This window comes from Mesorhizobium sp. ES1-6, assembly GCF_020164775.1.
Taxonomy (GTDB): domain Bacteria; phylum Pseudomonadota; class Alphaproteobacteria; order Rhizobiales; family Rhizobiaceae; genus Mesorhizobium.
In genome coordinates this window covers 52,932-68,484 of the sequence record NZ_JAIUGU010000004.1, presented here as the reverse complement: position 1 = coordinate 68,484, position 15,553 = coordinate 52,932, and the positions used below count along the sequence as shown (strand labels likewise).

Annotated in this window: 17 protein-coding genes; 10 read left to right on the top strand and 7 right to left on the bottom strand. The window is 63.4% G+C overall.

The window, feature by feature from the left end:
• The first annotated feature begins 43 nt into the window (after positions 1-43).
• Both LB564_RS12410 and purD read left to right on the top strand, forming a co-directional pair.
• Positions 44-865: a phytanoyl-CoA dioxygenase family protein gene (locus tag LB564_RS12410; protein ID WP_224537956.1), complete on the top strand. Its 822-nt coding sequence runs from the start codon at positions 44-46 to the stop codon at positions 863-865.
• Positions 866-1,021: 156 nt separating this feature from the next.
• Entirely contained in the window at positions 1,022-2,299 is a 1,278-nt protein-coding gene (purD, locus tag LB564_RS12405; protein WP_224537954.1) for a phosphoribosylamine--glycine ligase, read from the top strand.
• A gap of 21 nt (positions 2,300-2,320) precedes the next feature.
• On the opposite strand, the gene LB564_RS12400 is transcribed toward purD, so the two are convergent.
• From LB564_RS12400 to LB564_RS12385, 4 genes are all read right to left on the bottom strand, one after another.
• Entirely contained in the window at positions 2,321-3,430 is a 1,110-nt protein-coding gene (locus LB564_RS12400; protein ID WP_224538690.1) for a glycoside hydrolase family 25 protein, read from the bottom strand.
• A 136-nt stretch (positions 3,431-3,566) separates the two neighbouring features.
• The gene (locus LB564_RS12395; protein ID WP_224537951.1) at positions 3,567-4,058 is read right to left on the bottom strand and encodes a GNAT family N-acetyltransferase; all 492 of its coding nucleotides are present in this window, start codon (positions 4,056-4,058) and stop codon (positions 3,567-3,569) included.
• 8 nt (positions 4,059-4,066) lie between these two features.
• Positions 4,067-4,354 (bottom strand): DUF1778 domain-containing protein, encoded by a 288-nt coding sequence (locus LB564_RS12390; protein ID WP_224538688.1) that lies wholly within the window; start codon positions 4,352-4,354, stop codon positions 4,067-4,069.
• 58 nt (positions 4,355-4,412) lie between these two features.
• Positions 4,413-4,649 (bottom strand): hypothetical protein, encoded by a 237-nt coding sequence (locus LB564_RS12385; RefSeq protein ID WP_140705772.1) that lies wholly within the window; start codon positions 4,647-4,649, stop codon positions 4,413-4,415.
• A gap of 296 nt (positions 4,650-4,945) precedes the next feature.
• On the opposite strand from LB564_RS12385, the gene LB564_RS12380 reads away from it, so the two are divergent.
• A complete protein-coding gene (locus tag LB564_RS12380; protein ID WP_224537949.1) occupies positions 4,946-6,715 on the top strand; it encodes an acyl-CoA dehydrogenase in 1,770 nt (589 codons plus the stop codon).
• 20 nt (positions 6,716-6,735) lie between these two features.
• Positions 6,736-7,488, top strand: a complete 753-nt coding sequence (locus LB564_RS12375; RefSeq protein ID WP_224537946.1) for a crotonase/enoyl-CoA hydratase family protein — start codon at positions 6,736-6,738, stop codon at positions 7,486-7,488.
• Between the two features lie 7 nt (positions 7,489-7,495).
• Here the strand turns inward: LB564_RS12375 and pdxH are convergent, their stop codons facing one another.
• Positions 7,496-8,113: a pyridoxamine 5'-phosphate oxidase gene (gene pdxH, locus LB564_RS12370; RefSeq protein ID WP_224537944.1), complete on the bottom strand. Its 618-nt coding sequence runs from the start codon at positions 8,111-8,113 to the stop codon at positions 7,496-7,498.
• A gap of 40 nt (positions 8,114-8,153) precedes the next feature.
• On the opposite strand from pdxH, the gene LB564_RS12365 reads away from it, so the two are divergent.
• From LB564_RS12365 to LB564_RS12350, 4 genes are all read left to right on the top strand, one after another.
• Complete coding sequence (locus tag LB564_RS12365) at positions 8,154-8,615, top strand: RT0821/Lpp0805 family surface protein (RefSeq protein WP_224537941.1); 462 nt, start codon at positions 8,154-8,156, stop codon at positions 8,613-8,615.
• Between the two features lie 183 nt (positions 8,616-8,798).
• Positions 8,799-9,731: a DnaJ C-terminal domain-containing protein gene (locus tag LB564_RS12360; protein ID WP_224537939.1), complete on the top strand. Its 933-nt coding sequence runs from the start codon at positions 8,799-8,801 to the stop codon at positions 9,729-9,731.
• A 104-nt stretch (positions 9,732-9,835) separates the two neighbouring features.
• A complete protein-coding gene (gene fabI / locus LB564_RS12355) occupies positions 9,836-10,654 on the top strand; it encodes an enoyl-ACP reductase FabI (protein ID WP_140705782.1) in 819 nt (272 codons plus the stop codon).
• 44 nt (positions 10,655-10,698) lie between these two features.
• Positions 10,699-11,286 carry a histidine phosphatase family protein gene (locus LB564_RS12350; protein WP_224537916.1) on the top strand — a complete coding sequence of 196 codons (588 nt, stop codon included), beginning with the start codon at positions 10,699-10,701 and terminating at the stop codon, positions 11,284-11,286.
• 98 nt (positions 11,287-11,384) lie between these two features.
• Here LB564_RS12350 and LB564_RS12345 read toward each other — a convergent pair whose 3' ends face one another.
• Positions 11,385-11,648, bottom strand: a complete 264-nt coding sequence (locus tag LB564_RS12345) for a DUF1344 domain-containing protein (protein WP_140705786.1) — start codon at positions 11,646-11,648, stop codon at positions 11,385-11,387.
• A gap of 185 nt (positions 11,649-11,833) precedes the next feature.
• Here LB564_RS12345 and aroC point away from each other — a divergent pair, with 185 nt between their 5' ends.
• On the top strand, positions 11,834-12,961 hold the full coding sequence (aroC, locus tag LB564_RS12340; RefSeq protein ID WP_140705788.1) for a chorismate synthase: 1,128 nt from the start codon (positions 11,834-11,836) through the stop codon (positions 12,959-12,961).
• A 95-nt stretch (positions 12,962-13,056) separates the two neighbouring features.
• Positions 13,057-14,157 (top strand): 3,4-dihydroxy-2-butanone-4-phosphate synthase, encoded by a 1,101-nt coding sequence (gene ribB, locus LB564_RS12335; protein ID WP_224537913.1) that lies wholly within the window; start codon positions 13,057-13,059, stop codon positions 14,155-14,157.
• Positions 14,158-14,290: 133 nt separating this feature from the next.
• On the opposite strand, the gene LB564_RS12330 is transcribed toward ribB, so the two are convergent.
• On the bottom strand, positions 14,291-15,511 hold the full coding sequence (locus LB564_RS12330; RefSeq protein ID WP_224537911.1) for an MFS transporter: 1,221 nt from the start codon (positions 15,509-15,511) through the stop codon (positions 14,291-14,293).
• Between the last annotated feature and the right edge of the window lie 42 nt (positions 15,512-15,553).

Genomic DNA, 15,553 nt, shown 5'->3' with positions numbered 1-15,553 from the left:
GTTGCCGCTGCGATAGTCGCGTCGATCCTGAAAGGAGGACAACATGGCTTCACAGACCGTTGCTCGCGCCATCGACACCGAAATCATCGATGCCCAGACAATCGCCGACTACCAGCGTGACGGCGCAGTCTGCGTACGCGGCGCCTTCAAGGGCTGGGTCGACACGATTGCCGCCGGCATCGAGCGCAACATCCAGAACCGCAGCGCCACGGCGTCCGACATCGCCAATGGCAAAGGCAGCTTTTTCGACGACTACTGCAACTGGGAGCGCATTCCCGAATTCGTCCAGGTGGTGCGCGAATCGCCTGCGGCGCGACTGGCGGCCGCGGTGATGCGGTCGCGCACCGCGCAGTTCTTCCACGACCACGTCCTGGTCAAGGAACCCGGTACGCAGAAGCCGACGCCGTGGCACCAGGACATTCCCTATTATTTTGTCGACGGCCAGCAGACGGTGAGTTTCTGGATTCCCATCGATCCGGTGAAGGAGGCGACGCTGAGGCTGATCGCCGGTTCGCACAAATGGGACAAGATGGTCCTGCCGGTGCGTTGGCTGAACGACGACAATTTCTATGCAGGCGAGGGCGATTACCGGCCGGTACCGGACCCTGACAACGATCCATCGATGAAAGTTATCGGATGGGAGATGGAGCCGGGCGACGCCATCCTGTTCGACTTCCGCACCGCGCATGGCGCACGCGGCAACATGACCGCGGCACGTCGCCGGGCGCTGTCGCTGCGCTGGGTCGGCGACGATGCCCATTATGTGGAGCGGCCCGGCCGTACCTCACCGCCCTATCACGGTCATGGCATGCAGCCGGGACAGAAGCTGCGCGAGGACTGGTTTCCGGTTATCTTTCAGAGCTGAGCGAGAAGTCAGAATAGAGACGCCGATAGCCAGCGCCTCTATTCGGCAGGGGTAACGTTCCCGTGCGCAATTTCGATCAATCCGCCCTGATGCCTTGACCCGTCGCCCGGAGAGCAATAGCGGGTGTTCTCTCTAAGTCGGCATCAAGAGGTGGCCATGAACGTTCTTCTTCTCGGCTCGGGCGGCCGCGAACATGCGCTGGCCTGGAAGATCGCCGCGTCGCCGCTGCTGACCAAGCTCTACGCGGCTCCAGGCAATCCGGGCATCGGCGCAGAGGCCGAGCTGGCAAAGTTGGATATTGCCGACCACGCCGCAGTCGCCGCCTTCTGCCGCGAGAAAAAAATCGATCTTGTCGTGGTCGGTCCGGAGGGGCCGCTCGTCGCCGGCATCGCCGATGATCTGCGCGCCGAAAACATCCGCGTCTTCGGGCCTTCGAAGGCCGCCGCGCGGCTGGAAGGCTCGAAGGGTTTTACCAAGGATCTCTGCGCCAGGTACAACATCCCGACCGCCGCCTATGGCCGTTTCGGTGACCTGGCCTCCGCCAGGGCCTATGTCGAAAAGACAGGCACGCCGATCGTCATCAAGGCCGACGGGTTGGCGGCCGGCAAGGGCGTCACCGTCGCCATGACGATGGATGAGGCGCAGGCGGCACTCGCTTCCTGCTTCGACGGCTCCTTCGGCGCCGCCGGCGCGGAGGTGGTGATCGAGGAATTCATGACCGGCGAGGAAGCGAGCTTCTTCTGCCTTTGCGACGGCACCACGGCACTGCCCTTCGGCACCGCACAGGACCACAAGCGCGTCGGCGACGGCGATGTCGGACCCAACACCGGCGGCATGGGCGCCTATTCGCCGGCCCCGGTGATGACGCCTGACATGATCGAGCGCACGATGCGCGAGATCATCGAGCCGACCATGCGCGGCATGGCCGAGCTTGGCGCGCCCTTCGCCGGCATTCTGTTCGCCGGGCTGATGATCACGGACAAGGGACCCAAGCTGATCGAATACAACACCCGCTTCGGCGACCCGGAATGCCAGGTGCTGATGATGCGCCTCAGGGATGACCTTCTGGTGCTGCTCAATGCCGCCGTCGACGGCCAGCTCGCGCATACCTCCGTGCGCTGGCGCGACGAGGCGGCGCTGACCGTGGTGATGGCGGCGAGGGGCTATCCCGGCACGCCGGAAAAAGGCTCCGTCATTCGCGGCGTCGAGAACGCCGCGGGCGAAGGCGTCCAGATTTTCCATGCCGGCACCGCGATCAATGGCGGCGCGCTGGTCGCCAATGGCGGTCGCGTGCTCAACGTCACGGCGACCGGCGCCACGGTCGGCGAGGCGCAGGCGCGGGCCTATGCCGCGCTCGACCGCATCGACTGGCCGGACGGGTTCTGCCGCCGCGACATCGGCTGGCAGGCCGTGGCGCGTGAACAGGCTGGCTGAAGCGTCGACCGATGGACGGCGCTACCGCTGGCCGCGATCGAGTTCGGTCGATGCCGTGCTGAGCGGATCGGCCGCCGCGAAGGCGGCGTCGAGTTGTGAGGGCGAGCGCTGGCCGGCCCGCTTCCAGGCGACATACTGGACAATGCCGAAGCCCGGCCGTCGCGGCACCGTCTTCACGACCGGCATATGAAACCCATCGCGGAATTTCGACCAGCGCGAACCGAGCACCGCGACCATTTCCTCGACGGTCGGCGGCGTCGCCACATCGGCATAAATGAGGGTGGCTCTGCCGGCGAGGCCTGCCTCCCGCGAGAGCGGCACCGGCACGCTGGCCAGATAATCGGACGGCACGTCGATCAGCCCGCCGAACGGCCATTGCTGGCGCAGCGTGGCGGCATCGGTTGGCGCGACGTTGACGTCGATGTTGTCGGGTGTACCTGCGACCCGGTAGGGGCAGCGGAAGCGGCCGCAATTGGCCTGCGCCGAGAACTGCCAGAGCGCGTAGCCCTGCCAGTTGCCCATCGGAAAATGCACGTCGATGTCAGGCTTGTAGCGCGCGTACCAAAGCGGCAGCCGCGACAGGAGCCGGTATCTGTAGAGGTTGTCGGCGATATATTGCGCCGTCTTCCCGTTGGTGTAGAGCACCGGGAAGCGGCCGACGCGCCGATGCACCTGGCGCACGAACTCCTCGGCGTCGTCGAGCGACATCCATTGCGTGGGATCGATACCCTCGATGTCGAGAGCCATGAGGTCGTCCGGCGCGGGGTCGGCGAAATCGAGGAAATTATTGGCCTGCTCGACCGGATTGCCGGGGCGGGCGAGGTGATAGGCGCCCCATTTCATGCCGAGTGCCTTCGCCACGACCCGGCGTGTCTGGAACAGTTCGCGCGTCACCGCGTGGCGTTTCCAAAGCGCCTTGCACAGCTTCACGTCGGTATCGCCGCCGAAACAGAAATAGGGCGGCGGCATGCCGTCGGACGCCTTGTTGATGAAGGCGGCGATGCGCTTGTCGGTGGCAAGCTGGGCCCAGTCGATGGAATTATATTCGTAGGCGTCGATGACCAGGGCGCGGTCGGCATTCTTCCACGGCTCGGAGAAATCCGAGGCCTTTGCCGCCATCGACAGTGCCATGACTGCCGCGAAAGCGAGAAGCGCCGTGCGGGCAAGAAAGCGCGCCGTCCTTTTCAAAACAGGGAATTCCCGTTGATCAAAGGCGAATGCTGAACCGCTATGGTTAAGGAAATGCTTATCGAGACGACGCGGTGCGTCAGCCGAACAGCTTCAACGCCGTCGCTACCGACAGGAACATCGACAACGGGCGACCTTGAAACGGCGTGAAACCATGCTTGAGATAAAAAGCGGCGGCTTTGTCGTCCTTGGCGTCGACGATCAGCGCGAAAGAGGCGGGGGCGGCTTGGGCGCAGCGCCGGAGCGCATCCACGATCAATGTCGATCCAACACGTTGTCCCTGATATCGGGTGTCGACAGCCAACCTTCCAATCAATATGGCGGGCAGGACTGGATAGCGCGGTAGGCGTTTCGTCAGCTCTTCTGGCAGAGAAGCGATGGGCAGACTTGCCGCTGCAAGAGTGTAATATCCGGCAATGAGACCGACATCACGGTCTGCGGCGACGAAGCAATTGCTGACTCGGCGTTTGACGTCCTGGCTCGCCTGCTCGCGAAGATAGTGGTCCAGTGCCAGTACACCGCAGCTGAATCCATTCCGAGTATACGAGCCACCCAGTGGCTCGATGATCAAGTCCAGACTCACCGGGATTCGACGACAAGTCGCTTGTAGGCATCGGCGGCTTTGCGCAGTGCTTCATTGGGTTCGGGTGGATTGAGAATGGCCTCGACCAGAGCGCGCTGATCCTCGATGGACAGGCGAATGATAGCCGTCTCCTCAATGGTGCGTTGTGCGGCTTCCTGCGCGGCGGCAACCACGAAGTCACTGACGCTACGGCCCTGAATTTCGGCAGCACGCTTCACCACGCTAAGCATATCTGGCGAAATACGAGCCTCGATACGGGCAGTGCGGGTCTTTTGGTTTGGCATCGCGATCATCTCTGACGCAATATGTACGGGTTTTAACCGTACATATCAAGCGCTGCGGTCATCGTCGGCTGACCGGAGGAAACTCAAACGGATCTGGCGCTGGCTCCTGCCGCAGCGTGCCTTCTGCGGCGCGTTTGCGGTGGTGGGCAAGCGAGCATCGTGGTGAGCACAATATGCCGCGATCCGACCAGTAGGCGGCGCCGTTCGCCAGGTCGCCGTGATAGTAGGAAAATCCGGTTGCCCGGTAGGGCAAACCGCATTCGATGCAGCGATAGGCGTCAGGTCTGGCAAGCATGGCAATGGTCCGGTCGGCTCTGTATATGATCTGCCCAGATCATATACGAGGATGTAATTCCTGGTTGAAGAAATTTTGAGAGCAGCAATTTTGAAATTGACCAGAACCTCCGCGATTTCGTCATCCTATGGTCTGCGCCGCGCCGCTTCGCCCGTGGATGACGACCCCCATGGCGATTGCAAAATCCACGTGACAAAGTTTGACGTTTACGTAAAAAGAAGGTCGCTGGACCATCCGAACGCGGGTGGTTTGCGTCGGCGCTTCCGCATAGGATTTGTCGCCAGGGAGGAGCAGACATGTATCGCGCACCGGTCGAGGATATCGCGTTTACGCTGAAGCACGTCGCCGGCATGAAATCAGCGCTGGATGCCGGTGCCTTCGGCGATCTCGGCGAGGATTTGGTCGATGCCGTGCTGGGCGAAGCCGGCCGTTTCGCCACCGAGGAGGTGGCACCCCTTTACAAGATCGGCGACGAACAAGGCGCCGTGCTCAGGGATGCCGCGGTCACCATGCCGCCTGGCTGGAAGGAACTCTATCGCCGCTGGATCGATGGCGGCTGGAACGCGCTGTCCGGGCCTGAGGAATATGGCGGCCAGGCGTTGCCGACCATGCTTGGCGTCGCCGCGCTCGAAATGTGGAATTCGGCCGCCATGGCGTTCGGCATCGGCCCGACGCTGACCATGGGCGCGGTCGAAGCGCTCGACAAGCACGCTTCGGAGGAACTCAAGGCGAAATACCTCGCAAAGCTCGTGTCCGGCGAATGGATGGGCACGATGAACCTGACCGAGCCGCAGGCGGGCTCCGACCTCGCCGCGCTGCGCGCCCGCGCCGAGCCCGCGGGCGACGGTACCTACCGGATCTTCGGCCAGAAGATATTCATCACCTATGGCGAGCATGACTTCACCGACAACATCGTCCATCTGGTGTTGGCGCGGCTGCCGGACGCGCCGGCCGGCACGCGCGGCATTTCGCTGTTCCTGGTGCCGAAATTCCTGGTCGGCGACGACGGCTCGATCGGCGCGCGCAACGACGTCTTCTGCTCCGGCCTCGAGCACAAGCTCGGCATCCATGCCTCACCGACCTGCACCATGATCTATGGCGACGGCTTTCAGGGCGCCAAGCCAGGCGCCATCGGCTGGCTGATCGGTGAGGAGAACAAGGGCCTCGCCTGCATGTTCACCATGATGAACAATGCCCGTCTGGCCGTCGGCATGCAGGGCGTCGCGGTCGCGGAAGCCGCGACCCAGAAAGCGATCGCCTATGCCAATGAACGGCGACAGGGCAAGGCGAGCGACTATGTTGGCGCCGGCATGGCGCCGATCGTCCATCACCCGGACGTGCAGCGCAATCTCCTGACGATGAAGGCGCTGACACAGATCGCCCGCGCCATCAGCTATTCCTGCGCCCATGCCATCGATCTCGCGCGCGTGTCGTCGGGCGACGAGGCGGCGCATTGGCGCGACCGTGCCAATCTCCTGACGCCGCTCGCCAAGGCGTTTTCGACCGATATCGGCGTCGAGGTCGCCTCGCTCGGCGTGCAGGTGCATGGCGGCATGGGTTTCATCGAGGAAACGGGCGCGGCCGCGCTTTATCGCGACGCCCGCATCGCGCCGATCTATGAGGGCACCAACGGCATCCAGGCGATCGATCTGGTGACCCGGAAACTGCCGCTCGGCGGCGGCGAGCACGTGCATGGCTATATCGACGAACTGGCCGGTATCGCCAATGCGGTGCGCACCTCCAACATGCAAGGCTTCGGCCGAACCGCCGATCTTCTGGATGCTGCCCTTGGCGATCTGACGCAGGCGACCCGCGTCCTGCAAAAACTGGCGGTCGACGGAGAGACGGACAAGGCGCTGGCTGGCGCCACGCCTTATCTCCGGCTGATCTCGCTCGTCGCCGGCGGCGCCTATCTGGCGCGGGCCGCTCTTGCTGATCAGGGCCGCATCGCGCTTTGCCGCTTCTTCGCCGAAAACCTGCTTGGCGAAGTCAGTGCCTTGAAAGAGCGCGTCATCGACGGTGGCGACAGCCTTGCCGCTGCCGGCAAGGCGCTGATGTCCGCCTGACATTCACTGAGGAAACAATCGTGACAGACCACATTCTCGTAGAGCGCCAGGGCGCCATCCAGATCATCCGCATGAACCGCCCCGACAAGAAGAACGCGCTGACGCGCGCCATGTACGCGAAGATGTCGGCTGCCCTTGCCGAAGGTGACGCCGACCCGGCGGTCCGCGTCCATGTCTTTCTCGGCGTGCCAGGTGCCTTCTCGTCCGGCAACGACCTGGCAGATTTCATGGTCGTCGCCACCGGCGGCGACGGCGGCACCGAGGTCTGGGATTTCCTCATGGCGCTGGCCCGGGTCGAAAAACCCATCGTCTCCGGCGTCGATGGCATCGCGGTTGGCATTGGCACCACGCTCAACCTGCATTGCGACCTGACCTTCGCCACGCCACGCACCGTGTTCCGCACGCCTTTCGTCGATCTTGGCCTCGTGCCCGAGGCAGGATCGAGCCTGCTCGCCCCACGCATCCTCGGCCAGCAAGGCGCGTTCGCGCTGCTCGGTCTCGGCGAGGGTTTTTCGGCCGAGCGCGCTAAGGCCGTCGGCCTGATCTACGAGGTGGTGGAGGAAGGGGCGCTGGAGGCTTCGGTGCTTGCCGCGGCTGGCCAGATCGCCGCCAAGCCGCCGCAAGCGCTCAGGATCGCGCGCGACCTGATGCGTGGCTCACGCGACGACCTCGTCGCCCGCATTGAGGTGGAAAGCGAGCATTTTCGCGAGCGGCTGAAGTCCGACGAGGCGCGCGCCGCGCTCACCGCATTCATGACCAGGAAAAAGAGCTGAGCCCCTTTCAGGGGTAAAGCCGCGCCTTGTCCCAGCCACCCTTGGTGTCACGGGAAAAAACCACCCGGTCATGCAGCCGGAACGGTCTGTCGTGCCAGAATTCGATCGTCTTCGGCACGATGCGGAAGCCGGACCAGTGCTTTGGCCTTGGGATTTCGCCGATGGCATAACGGGCCGTGTATTCGGCGACCGCCTTTTCCAGCGCGAAGCGGCTTTCCAGCGGCCGCGACTGTTTCGAAGCCCAGGCGCCGATGCGGCTGCCGCGCGGGCGCGTCGCGTAATAGGTGTCGGCTTCGGCGTCGCTGACGATCTCCACCGGGCCGCGCACGCGCACCTGCCTGCGCAGCGACTTCCAGTGGAAACACATCGCCGCCTTCATGCTGCCAAGAATTTCCTGGCCCTTGGCGCTCTCGAAATTCGTGTAGAACACAAAGCCGCTTTCATCGAATCCCTTGAGCAGCACCATCCGCACGTCCGGCATGCCCTCGGCATCGACGGTCGCCAGCGCCACGCCGTTGGCGTCGTTGATTTCACTCTTGGCGGCGTCGTCCAGCCATGCGGCAAAAAGGTGAAACGGCTCGGCGGCCTCGGTAAAGTCACCGCTTGTTAACTCTGCATCACTCATAGTTTTTCTCAAATTGTCACGAAATCAGGGAGGTTGCCGATTGTCGCGTATCGCGCAAGCTTTGGACAGCAGGCAATGGGGCGTTATCGCTTCAGCCAGCGCGAAAGCGGCGATCGTGGCGGCGGCCTTGCCGCTCGCGGCTTGCGGAGCGGGGGGCTTCAGCCTGGAAAAAGCCGAAGTCGACCGCTCGATCCTGACTTCGAGCACATTGGCAACGCCAGCGCCGGCCGATTCTGATCGCGACTCCGACCAGACGACGATCGGCAATGCGGTGTCGTCCGCCGACATCGAGCAACTCGGTGGCCAGGCGGTGCCCTGGGCGAACACCGGCACCGGCTCGCGCGGCTCCATTACCGAACTGGCGGAGTTGAAGGACAGGGGTCAGACCTGTCGCCGCTTCAAGGCTTCCCGCGAAAGCTTTGACGGTGTTGCCATGTTCGAGGGTGAACTGTGCCTTGCCGGCGCTGGCGGCTGGCGCATGCAGGGCTTCAAGGCGCTCTGAGCCTGCTCCGAAGCCGATCGGGTCGGCTTGGCGGATTTTTCCAAGCCAATCCTCAACCGCCGTCTTCATGGCTCAGGCTCCGATTTTCCACCTTCGATCTGAAGCTCCGCCACTGGAATTTCTTCCTATGCGAGCGCATATAGGAGGCAAGTATGGACTTAACTCATTTCCAGGGCAGGACACATGCGCGACCCCTATGAGGTGCTGGGCGTTGCAAAGAACGCATCGGCCAAGGATATAAAATCGGCGTACCGCAAACTCGCTAAGAAACATCATCCGGACCAGAATCCGAATGATCCCAAGGCGAAGGACCGCTTTGCCGCGGCCAATCAGGCCTATGAAATCGTCGGCGACGAGAAGAGCCGCGCCGCTTTCGATCGCGGCGAGATCGATGCCGACGGCAAGCCGCGCTTCCAGGGCTTTGAGGGTGCGGCCGGTGGCGGCGACCCCTTTGCCGGATTTCGCCGTCAGCAGCAGGGGGCCGGAGGCTCACACTTCGAGTTCCGCTCGGGCCGGCCGGGCGGCGATCCGTTCGACGGCAACAGCGACATCTTCAGCCAGATATTCGGCGATGCTTTCTCCGGCGCGCGCGGTCCAGGCCAGGGTGACCGTCGCCAGCCGGCGACGGCGGCCGACCTCAATGTGACGCTCGACATCACCATCGAGGAGGCGGCCAATGCCGAGAAAGTGACGGCGATGTTCCCCGACGGCCGCAAGGTGGCCGTCAAGCTGCCGGCCTATGTCGAGGACGGCCAGACCATCCGGTTGAAGGGCCAGGGTGAGCAGGGACCGGGTCAGCCTGGCGACGCGTTGGTCAAGATCCACATCCGCCGGCATCCGCGCTATCGCATCGAGGGTCGCGACCTGCACGCCGATCTACCGGTTTCGCTGGCCGATGCGGTGCTGGGCGCCAAGGTGCCGGTCGAGACGCCGACCGGCAGGCTCGCTGTCAACGTGCCCCCCTGGTCGAGTTCCGACAAGGTCCTGCGGCTCAAGGGCAGGGGCCTGCCCGAGAAAGCCGGCGGCCATGGCGATCTCTACGCCCATGTGCGCATCATGCTGCCGGAAGGCGGCGACAGCACGCTGGAATCGCTGTTGCGTGGCCAAAAAGGCTGATCGAGAGCTTTGTCCCCCGAACTGTCCGGTTTGAACGCTTGAAGGGGCTGTGTGCCTGTGCGATAGGCACTTCACAAAGCAGAAACCTTGCGGAGAGCGCTGACATGGCGGGTGGACAGGGCCTAATGGCCGGCAAGCGCGGCCTTATTCTTGGCGTCGCCAACAACAGATCGATCGCCTATGGCATCGCCAAGGCCTGCGTCGATCACGGTGCCGAAATCGCGTTGACCTATCAGGGCGAAGCCTTCAAGAAGCGCGTCGAGCCGCTGGCGGCTGAACTGGGCGCTTTCGTCGCCGGCCATTGCGACGTCACCGATCCGGCGAGCCTGGACGAGGTCTTCGCCAATGTCGCCAATCATTGGGGCAAACTCGACTTCCTCGTGCACGCCATCGCCTTCTCCGACAAGGATGAGCTGACCGGCCGTTATGTCGAGACGACGCGTGACAATTTCCTGCGCACCATGGACATTTCGGTCTATTCCTTCACCACCATCGCCAAGCGCGCCGAAGCGCTGATGACCGAGGGCGGTTCGCTGCTGACACTGACCTATTACGGCGCGGAAAAGGTGATGCCCCACTACAACGTCATGGGCGTCGCCAAGGCGGCACTCGAGGCCAGCGTGCGCTACCTCGCGGTTGATCTCGGCGCCAAGAAGATCCGCGTCAATGCGATTTCCGCCGGCCCGATCAAGACGCTTGCCGCCTCCGGCATCGGCGACTTCCGCTACATCCTGAAGTGGAACGAATACAATTCGCCGCTGAAGCAGACCGTCACGCAGGAGGAAGTCGGTGATTCCGGCGTCTATTTCCTGTCCGACCTGTCGCGTGGCGTCACCGGTGAGGTGCACCATGTCGATTCCGGTTATCACGTCGTCGGCATGAAGGCGGTCGACGCGCCCGATATTTCGACGGTCAAGGATTAGTTCTCTCCGCCCGTCCCGGCCCTGGCCCGATCTCCGGAGAGCTGATGTACCCGCTGGTTTATATCGTGCGCCACGGCCAGACCGCGTGGAACGCCGAGTTCCGGCTTCAGGGCCAGGCCGACACCGATCTCAATGCTCTCGGCCGCGAACAAGCGACCGGAAACGGGCGTCGGCTGGCCGAACTCATCGGCGATCCCAACGAGTTCGACTTCGTCGCCAGTCCGATGAGACGGACGCGCGAAACCATGGAGCGCGTTCGCGCCGCGATGCGGCTCGATCCGCTCGCCTATCGAACCGATGCCAGGCTCATCGAAGTCAATTTCGGTGATTGGCAGAGCTTTACCTTCGCCGAACTCGAGACGCAATCACCCGGGGCGAGCCGGTCGCGCTCCCTGGACAAATGGAATTTTCAGCCGCCCGGTGACGGTGCGGAGAGCTACCAGATGCTGCTCGAACGGGTGAAGCCCTGCTTCGATGAAATGAAGCGCAGGACGATCTGTGTCACGCATGGCGGCGTCATGCGCACCCTGTTTCGTTTCGTACTTGATATGGCCGACGACGAGGCGGCGAACCTGGAGATACCGCAGGATCGCGTGCTCAAACTTGAAGGCAAGAGCCTGGAGTGGCTTTAGGCCGCTGATGGTGGCCAATTCCTAATGCATGTCGCCTGGAAGTGACGTCGGTTTTGGGGAAGACGACATGCAAGAACTAAAGCGCGTCGCGACGTGCTTTAGTTCGTGTCGCTGTCACCCGGCAACTGCATGTCGGTCACGACGTTTTCGCCATTGGTGACGTCATAAGCGATGACGATATCCATGCCTGGCTTCAGCGAATCGAGATCGGTTTCGGCATTGAGCTTGTAGGATTTGCCGTCGTCCAGCGTCAGGGTCAGCGCATCCTTGTCGACCTTCTTGATTAGGCCTTCGGTCTGGCCGGCAAAGGCGGCGGTGGAAAGCAGCAGCGTGGCGGCAACAGCGCCAATCAGGATACGCATGATCGTCCTCTTTGGTCATTGCGCCGGCCTGGGTGGCGGCGGGTCCTCAACGGCGAATGGAAGAAAGCAGAAACCAGCCGAATGTGTCAAAACTTAAACGGCGGGGATGACAGTTTGACCACTGTGGAAAACGCCAATAGAAGGCTGGCTTCAGCCGGCTGCGATGCCGGGCAGGGCGCTTTTCCATGTCTCACAACACGTTCGGCCATCTTTTCCGCGTCACCACCTGGGGCGAGAGCCACGGCGCAGCGCTCGGTTGCGTGGTCGATGGTTGTCCGCCGGGCATCCGCTTTACGCGCGACGAAATCCAGGCCGAACTCGACAAGCGCCGTCCGGGCCAGTCGCGCTTCGTCACCCAGCGCCGCGAACCGGACGAGGTGAAGGTCCTCTCGGGCTTCGTCCTCGACGAGGACGGCGCCACGATGATCACCACCGGCACGCCGGTGTCGATGCTGATCGAAAATGTCGATCAGCGCTCGAAAGACTATGGCGAGATCGCCCGCCAGTTCCGGCCGGGCCATGCCGACTACACCTACGACGTCAAATACGGCATACGCGACTATCGCGGCGGCGGCCGCTCCTCGGCGCGCGAGACGGCGGCCAGGGTCGCCGCCGGCGCGCTCGCTCGCAAGGTGGTGCCGGGCATGGTGGTGCGCGGTGCGTTGGTGTCGATGGGCGAAAAGTCGATCGATCGCGCCAACTGGAACTGGAATTTCATCGGCGATGCCGAGAACCCGTTCTTCACCCCGGATCCGGCTTCCGTGCCCGTCTTCACGCAGTATCTCGACGGCATCCGCAAGGCCGGCTCCTCGGTCGGCGCGGTGATCGAGGTCGTCGCTGACGGCGTTCCGCCGGGCCTCGGCGCGCCGATCTACGCCAAGCTCGACCAGGACATCGCGTCCGGCCTGATGTCGATCAACGCCGTCAAGGGCGTCGAGATCGGCAATGGTTTCGAGGCCGCCCGCATCACCGGTGAACAGAATGCCGACGAGATGCGCATGGGCAATGACGGCAATCCGGTCTTCCTGTCCAACAACGCCGGCGGCATCCTGGGCGGCATATCGACCGGCCAGGCGATCGTCGCGCGCTTTGCCGTCAAGCCGACCTCGTCGATCCTGACGCCGCGCAAATCGATCGACAAGGACGGCAACGACGTGGAGGTGATGACCAAGGGTCGCCACGACCCCTGCGTCGGCATCCGAGCCGTGCCGATCGGCGAGGCGATGGTCGCCTGCGCCATCGCCGACCATTATCTGCGGCATCGAGGACAGACAGGGAAGGGGAGTAGGGGAGTAGAGGAGCAGGGGAAATAAATTTCACCCTTAGCCCGACCAGGCAAATTCTTTCCTTTTCCCTATTCCCTTGCTGCCCTATTCCCCTACTCCCTTGCGAGCGAAGCGAGCGCACTATGCCTTACGACCAGAAGAAGATCGTCGAAGCCATCCGCGCCTTCGAGCGCGGCGAGATCGTCGTCGTCATGGATGATGATGGACGCGAGAACGAGGGCGACCTGATCGTCGCCGCCGTCCACTGCACGCCGGAGAAGATGGCCTTCATCATCCGCAACACGTCGGGCATCGTCTGCACGCCGATGCCGCGCGAGGAGGCCAAGCGGCTCAATCTGCAGCCGATGGTCGCCGACAATGATTCGGCCCACACCACCGCCTTCACCGTCAGCGTCGATTTCAAGCATGGCACGACGACAGGCATCTCCGCCGACGACCGCACGCTGACCGTGCGCAACCTTGCCAATGGCAATGTCGGCGCCTCCGATTTCGTCCGCCCCGGCCACATCTTCCCGCTCATCGCGCGCGAGGGCGGCGTCCTGATGCGCTCGGGCCATACCGAGGCGGCTGTCGATTTGTGCAAGCTCGCCGGCCTGCCGCCGATCGGCGTCATTTCCGAACTGGTCAATGACGACGGCACGGTCAAGCGCGGCCCGCAGGTGCAGGCTTTCGCCGAAGAACATGGCCTCAAGCAGGTTTCGGTGGCCGATCTCATCGCCTATCGGCAGCGCAAGGAAACGCTGGTCGAGCGCGTCGCCTGCTCCGACATCGACACGCTTGGCGGCAAGGCGCAGGTCTTCACCTACACGCTGCCCTGGGACACGACGCACCATGTCGCCGTCGTCTTCGGCGATATCCGTGACGGCGAGGACGTGCCTGTGCGGCTGCATTCCGAGGATGTGGTGACCGACGTGTTCGGCACCAGCCACCGGCTCGACGGCATCATGAAGGCGATGGGCGAGCGCAAGCGCGGCGTCATCGTCTATCTCAGAGAGGGCTCGGTCGGCGTCGCGCATCAGGAGCGCAAGCGCCCCGCGTCGGGCGACCGCGAGGATCACGAAGAGGCGCGCCGGCGCGAGAGCGAATGGCGCGAGATCGGCCTTGGCGCGCAAATCCTGAAGGATCTCGGCATTTCTTCCATCAACCTGATCGCTTCGCGCGAGCGCCATTACATCGGCCTCGAGGGCTTTGGCATCCACATCGCCAAGACCGAGATTCTGTAGCGGGCCAACGCCTAGGCGACATCGTCATCCACGGGTCTGCGCTCCGCTGCGCGTCGCTTCGCCCGTGGATGACGACGTCGCCTAGGCCAAACGTATATGCGCTGATCATCGGACGGCTGAATACTCCTAGCCGTCACTCCGCCGGGATCGCCGCCTCGCATCCTGCCAACTCGCATTCGTGGGTGGCGAGGCTGCGCTGGCCGAGCAGCACCGTGACCAGCGCGATAACGCCTGATGCAACCGAAACCCAGAACCCGTTCTGGGCGCCGAACGCATCCACCACCGCGCCGGCGGCGAAGGAACCCAGCGCCATGCCGATGCCGATGCCGGTCATCACCCAGGTGATGCCTTCGGTCAGCATCGCTTCCGGCACGTGCCGTTCGATCAAGCCAAAGGCGGTGATGAAGGTCGGCGAGATCGCCACGCCGCTGATGAACACGGTCAGCGCCAGCATCGGCACCGAACCGGCGGTGAGCGGCAAAAGCGTGCCCAACGCGACCAGGGCGACCGCGATTGCCAACTGGCGTTGCAGCGGTGCTTGCAGGTTGAGAGCGCCGACGACGATGCCGAGCACGAACGACCCCAGCGCATAGACGCCGATGACGAGGCTGGCGGCGCCCGGCTGGCCGAATTCCTTGGTGATGGCCACGGTGCTCACCTCCGTCGTGGCGAAGGTCGCGCCGATGAAGACGAGCGAAAGGGTGATGATCTGCACCGGCCGCAGCCTTATTGCCGAACCGCTCGTGGCGCGATCCACCGGCCGCACCTGCGGTTCGGTCGACCGCTGCAGGATGAAAGCCGTTGAACCGATGGCGAGGAGCACGGTGCTGACCAGAACGCCGGCTTCAGGAAAGAGGCCTGCACTGAGGCCCACCGACAGCGACGCGCCGGCGATATAGACCAGTTCGTCCGCCGCCGATTCGAAGGCGAAAGCGGTGTTCATCTGCGGCCGTCCCCGGAAAATCTCGGTCCAGCGGGCGCGCACCATTGCCGGCATGCTGGGCATGGCCGCGGCCGCCAGTGCCGAGGCGAACAGCGTCCAGACCGGCCAATCCTGATTGGTCGCCGCGATGAGAACCGCGAAGGCGATCACGGTGATGATGGTGGTGGGGACCACGATGCGTGTCTGGCCCAGACGGTCCACCAACCTTGATATTTGCGGCGCCACGAAAGCGTTGCCCAGCGCGAAAGTCGCCGAGACAGCACCCGCCAGCCAGTATTCGCCACGCGTCTGCGACAGCATCGCGACGATGCCGATCGGCGCCATGGCGATCGGCAGGCGCGCCAGGAAGCCGGCGGCCGCAAAGCCTTTGGCTCCGCGGGCCCGGAAGATTTCGGAGTAGGGATTATGCATGATCCGGTTCCTCGACAAAAGGCGATCTGATAATTACATACG

What these genes read in the sequence shown, in the direction of transcription:
- LB564_RS12410 (WP_224537956.1), top strand. Translation starts at nt 44, where the DNA reads ATGGCTTCACAGACCGTTGCTCGCGCCATCGACACCGAAATCATCGAT.
- purD (WP_224537954.1), top strand. Translation starts at nt 1,022, where the DNA reads ATGAACGTTCTTCTTCTCGGCTCGGGCGGCCGCGAACATGCGCTGGCC.
- LB564_RS12400 (WP_224538690.1), bottom strand. Translation starts at nt 3,430, where the DNA reads ATGGCACTGTCGATGGCGGCAAAGGCCTCGGATTTCTCCGAGCCGTGG.
- LB564_RS12390 (WP_224538688.1), bottom strand. Translation starts at nt 4,354, where the DNA reads ATGCCAAACCAAAAGACCCGCACTGCCCGTATCGAGGCTCGTATTTCG.
- LB564_RS12385 (WP_140705772.1), bottom strand. Translation starts at nt 4,649, where the DNA reads ATGCTTGCCAGACCTGACGCCTATCGCTGCATCGAATGCGGTTTGCCC.
- LB564_RS12380 (WP_224537949.1), top strand. Translation starts at nt 4,946, where the DNA reads ATGTATCGCGCACCGGTCGAGGATATCGCGTTTACGCTGAAGCACGTC.
- pdxH (WP_224537944.1), bottom strand. Translation starts at nt 8,113, where the DNA reads ATGAGTGATGCAGAGTTAACAAGCGGTGACTTTACCGAGGCCGCCGAG.
- LB564_RS12360 (WP_224537939.1), top strand. Translation starts at nt 8,799, where the DNA reads ATGCGCGACCCCTATGAGGTGCTGGGCGTTGCAAAGAACGCATCGGCC.
- fabI (WP_140705782.1), top strand. Translation starts at nt 9,836, where the DNA reads ATGGCGGGTGGACAGGGCCTAATGGCCGGCAAGCGCGGCCTTATTCTT.
- LB564_RS12350 (WP_224537916.1), top strand. Translation starts at nt 10,699, where the DNA reads ATGTACCCGCTGGTTTATATCGTGCGCCACGGCCAGACCGCGTGGAAC.
- LB564_RS12345 (WP_140705786.1), bottom strand. Translation starts at nt 11,648, where the DNA reads ATGCGTATCCTGATTGGCGCTGTTGCCGCCACGCTGCTGCTTTCCACC.
- aroC (WP_140705788.1), top strand. Translation starts at nt 11,834, where the DNA reads ATGTCTCACAACACGTTCGGCCATCTTTTCCGCGTCACCACCTGGGGC.
- ribB (WP_224537913.1), top strand. Translation starts at nt 13,057, where the DNA reads ATGCCTTACGACCAGAAGAAGATCGTCGAAGCCATCCGCGCCTTCGAG.
- LB564_RS12330 (WP_224537911.1), bottom strand. Translation starts at nt 15,511, where the DNA reads ATGCATAATCCCTACTCCGAAATCTTCCGGGCCCGCGGAGCCAAAGGC.